Below are 4198 nucleotides of genomic sequence, written 5' to 3'. Positions count from 1 at the left end.
TGTCGCTCGCCTCGGTGGCTGGAACTGCTACTACAAACCCCCAGGCCCCAAGACTATGGCCCGTGGCCTCGATCGCCTCCTCCATCGCATCACTGGCTTCAAGCTCGCAACCGCCCCGCCAGATGTGTGAATCCCGTAGGGATTAAAACCGGGGGTGGCGGCGTATACTGGGTCATGAAACGCCGCAAAGACGATTTCGACGTCATCGCCGAGCTGCCGGGGCTGAAACGCTACGCCCTGGTGCTGACGCGCCATGCCGCCGAGGCCGAGGACCTGCTGCAGGACACCTTGCTCAAGGCCTATGAGGGCCGGCGCGGCTGGCAGCCGGGCCGGGCACTGCGGCCCTGGCTGTTCTCGATCATGCACAACGCCCATGCCTCGCGCCTGCGCAGCCGCCGGGCCGAGGACGCCCGCATCGTCGAGGCCATGCGGTTCGTGCCCGACACCGGCGCCCCGGCCCAGGAGGCCCGGGTCCAGCTGGCGCAGACCCAGAGGGCCATGCTGGCCCTGCCGGAGGAGCAGCGCGAGGCCCTGCTGCTCGTGGCGGTCGAGGAATTCCGCTACCAGGAGGCGGCCACCATCCTCGGCATCCCGATGGGAACGCTGATGTCGCGGCTGGGCCGCGCCCGCGCCGCGCTGCGCGAGGCCACGGGCACTGGCGGCACCACCGCCGAGGCGCCCGCCCCAAGACCGGACGACCTAACCCCGCCAAGACTGCGGCTGGTGGAGTGACGACCATGACCCAGATCCAGACTCCGACCGAAGCCGAGATCCAGGCCTATATCGATGGTGAGCTCGACCTGCCCCGGCGGATCGAGATCGAGGCCTATCTCGAGGCCAACCCGCCGGTGGCGGCGCAGGTGATGGCCGATCTGCGCCTGCGCGACGCCCTGCGCCTGGCCTTCGCCGAGGATGGCGGCGTCCGCATCGCCAGCTATGAGAATGCGCGGCTGCTGGGCCGGGCGGTGCGCTGGCGCCAGCTGACCGTGAAGCTGCGCCGGGTGGCGGCGGTGCTGCTGCTGGTCGGCATCGGCTGGGGCGCGCAGTCGGTGCTGGGCGTCACCCGGGTCGATCCGGCCGCGGCCAGCATCCCGGCCTATGCCGGTGAGGCCGGCGACGCCTACCGCACCGTGCTGTACCGCCATCTGGTCGATCCGGCCGAACCCAAGGGCGGCGTGAAGCCGGAACAGCTGGCCGAAGCCCCGATCACCCTGCCCGACCTGCCGCCCGGCTGGTCGATCCGGTCGATCGAGGTGGTGCCCTGGGACGGCGGCTCCGGCTTCGAGGCGACGATCGACACCGACCGGTTCGGCCTGGTCACCCTGTTCGCCGCGGCCAGCGACGGCTTCGACGTGCAGACGCCGCAGGCCCAGCGGGCGAAGGACGTCACCGTCGCCTACTGGCAGGTCGGCCCCGCCGTCTACGCGCTGTGCGCCGAGGCCCCGACCGCGGACCTGCTGGGCGCCGCCAACACCCTGGCCGACACCCTTTACTGATATCCCCGAAGGAGAGATCCATGAACATGCAGCAATATCAGTGGCAGGGGACGGCGCGCGCCTCGGCCGCCGAACTCGATGTCGGCCTGCGCCGGCACATGCTGCGCGTCTTCAACTACATGGGCCTTGGCTTGGTCCTGACCGGCCTGGTGGCCTATTTCGTCGGCAGCAGCCCGGCCCTGTACATGCCGATCTTCACCACCCCGCTGAAATGGGTGGTGATGCTGGCACCGCTGGCCTTCGTCTTCTTCCTGTCGTTCCGCATCCATGCCATCTCGTCCTCCACGGCGCAGGCGGTGTTCTGGCTGTTCTGCGGTGTGATGGGCCTGTCGATGGCCTCGATCTTCCTGGTCTTCACCGGGACCAGCATCGCCCGCACCTTCATGATCACCGCGGTCATGTTCGGCGCGATGAGCCTGTACGGCTACACCACCAAGGCCGACCTCTCGCGCTTCGGCTCGTTCCTGATGATGGGCCTGGTCGGCATCATCATCGCCAGCATCGTGAACATCTTCCTCGGCTCCACGGCGATCCAGTTCATCGTCTCGGTCGCCGGCGTGCTGATCTTCACTGGCCTGACCGCCTGGGACACCCAGCGGATCAAGGAGGAATACGCCGAGCATTACGACAATGAGAGCCTGAACAAGCTCGCCGTGATGGGCGCTCTGTCGCTGTACCTCAACTTCATCAACATGTTCCAGCTGCTGCTGAACCTGACCGGCAGCCGGGAGGAGTAAGGCGTGTACGACACCGAAAAGAGCGCGATCGACGACCTGTTCGTGAAGCTGGCCCGGGCCGAACGCGATGCCGGCCCGCGCGACGAGGGTGCCGAAGGCCTGATCCGGCGGCGCCTGGGCGAACAGCCTGCCGCCCCCTACTACATGGCCCAGGTCATCCTGGTGCAGGAACAGGCGCTGGAGGCGGCGCAGCAGAAGATCAACGAGCTGGAACGGCGCGCCGCCCAGCCGGCAGCCGGCGGCTTCCTGGCCGGGCTGTTCGGCGGTGGCCAGTCGCAGCAGCGATCGGCGCCGCAGCAGAGCTGGGGCCGGGGCGGCCCCGGCGGACAGGCCTACGGCCGCCAGGGGCAGGGCCAGGGCTATGGCGCCCCCGGCGTCGGTCGCGGCGGCGGCTTCATGGCCGGTGCGATGCAGACGGCGATGGGTGTCGCCGGCGGCCTGGTTGTCGGCAACCTGCTGATGGACGCGTTCTCGCCGGACATCGCCGGGGCGGCCACGGACGTCGCCCAGGGCGCCACCGATGCCGCATCCGATGTGGCGGCCGACGCCGGGTTCGATCTGGGCGACGGAATCCTTTAAGCTGGGGCATCTTTAAGCTAGGGCTGGGGGCGTGCGCGTCCCCGGCCTTTCCTTCTTCCGCGAGCCGATCGGACAGCACGTTGGAAACCTTCGTCGCCCAGGTCACCCAGTTCATCACCGACAACCAGGCCTGGGCCGGCCCGGTCCTGTTCCTGCTGGCCTTCGGTGAATCCATGGCCGTGGTCGGGCTGTTCGTGCCTTGCACGGCCCTGATGCTGGCCACCGGCGCCCTGATCGGCGGCGGCCTGCTGCACCCCGCCCCGGTCATCCTGTGGTCGATCGCCGGCGCCGTGCTGGGCGATGCCGTGTCCTACTGGCTCGGCCAGAAGCTGGGGCCCAACGCCCGCAATGTCTGGCCGTTCTCGCGCGACCGGGCGATGATCGCCAAGGGCCGGCTGTTTTTCCGGCGCTGGGGCACCGCCTCTATCTTCCTCGGCCGCTTCCTCGGCCCGCTGCGCGCCGTGGTGCCGCTGATCGCCGGCATCATGCGCATGCGCCCGATCCGCTTCCAAATCGCCAATGTGCTGTCGGCCATCATCTGGGTGCCGGCGATGCTGCTGCCCGGCTGGCTGGTGGCGCAGGGTGTCGGCGAGCTGAGCGGCATTGGCGAGACCCAGTGGATCCTGATGACCGGCGGCCCGCTGCTGGCCGGCGCGCTGACCCTCGTCGCCTTCGCCAAGCTGGCGTCGCGGCGTGCGGTTCCCGCCCGCGTGCGCCGCAACCGTGCTACGGTCGGGGATCAGGTCTGACCAGGGGCGCCTCGCCATGGGTTTGAGCGGCATCAAGCTTTTCATCATCGCCGCGGTCGTCGCGATCCTGTTCCTGCCGATGCTGCTGCGCCAGGCAAGGGCGATCCCGGAGTTGCTGGAGCGGGCACGCGTCGCCATCGCCGGCGGCCGATTGTCTGCGCGGGGCGCCGCCGTGACCCGGGCCAGGAACGCTGACACCGCGGGGCTCCAGACATCAGTGCCGGCCCGGGCGAAGGTCGCGTGGCCGTCATCGCCGAACGCCGGAAGCTCAACGAAATCGACGCGGGGACCGGACGCGGCCTGATAGGCCTGCGCCATCCGCCGCGCGACCGGCATCGGGAAGAAGTGGTCGTTGGCCGCGGACAGCCACAGCTGGGGCAGTGTGTTGGCACGCCCGAACGCCGTTTCAGCTGCGATCAACCGGTCCGCTCCGCCGCAGATGCGATCATGCCCGTTGCCGCCGCGGCCGCCGGCGAAGCTGATCACCGCCCGTACGCCGGGCGGCGGGTCGCCGGCCAGCGCGACCGCGCCAAAGCCGCCCGCCGACTGCCCGACAACAATGATGCGCGACGGGTCGATATCGGGTAGCGCCGCGGCGCTGCGCACGATCGCCACCTCGATTGCCGCGGTCTTGCGC

At 69.6% G+C, this 4198-nt stretch carries 7 protein-coding genes; all 7 read left to right on the top strand.

Annotated features, from left to right (window positions below; genetic code table 11):
* The first annotated feature begins 174 nt into the window (after positions 1-174).
* On the top strand, positions 175-732 hold the full coding sequence (locus AC3XYG_RS06280; protein ID WP_489138954.1) for a sigma-70 family RNA polymerase sigma factor: 558 nt from the start codon (positions 175-177) through the stop codon (positions 730-732).
* A gap of 5 nt (positions 733-737) precedes the next feature.
* Positions 738-1496, top strand: coding sequence for an anti-sigma factor family protein (locus tag AC3XYG_RS06275; protein ID WP_489138953.1), 759 nt, complete (start codon positions 738-740; stop codon positions 1494-1496).
* A 20-nt stretch (positions 1497-1516) separates the two neighbouring features.
* Entirely contained in the window at positions 1517-2233 is a 717-nt protein-coding gene (locus AC3XYG_RS06270; protein WP_489138952.1) for a Bax inhibitor-1/YccA family protein, read from the top strand.
* 3 nt (positions 2234-2236) lie between these two features.
* Complete coding sequence (locus tag AC3XYG_RS06265) at positions 2237-2812, top strand: DUF2076 domain-containing protein (RefSeq protein ID WP_489138951.1); 576 nt, start codon at positions 2237-2239, stop codon at positions 2810-2812.
* 80 nt (positions 2813-2892) lie between these two features.
* Positions 2893-3561, top strand: coding sequence for a DedA family protein (locus AC3XYG_RS06260; protein ID WP_489138950.1), 669 nt, complete (start codon positions 2893-2895; stop codon positions 3559-3561).
* Between the two features lie 22 nt (positions 3562-3583).
* Entirely contained in the window at positions 3584-3865 is a 282-nt protein-coding gene (locus tag AC3XYG_RS06255) for a hypothetical protein (protein ID WP_489138949.1), read from the top strand.
* Positions 3802-4149: a hypothetical protein gene (locus AC3XYG_RS06250; protein ID WP_489138948.1), complete on the top strand. Its 348-nt coding sequence runs from the start codon at positions 3802-3804 to the stop codon at positions 4147-4149. Before AC3XYG_RS06255 ends, AC3XYG_RS06250 begins: the two co-directional genes overlap by 64 nt.
* Positions 4150-4198 lie beyond the last annotated feature (49 nt).

The organism is Inquilinus sp., assembly GCF_057815775.1.
This window is presented reverse-complemented; position numbering and strand designations above follow the sequence as displayed.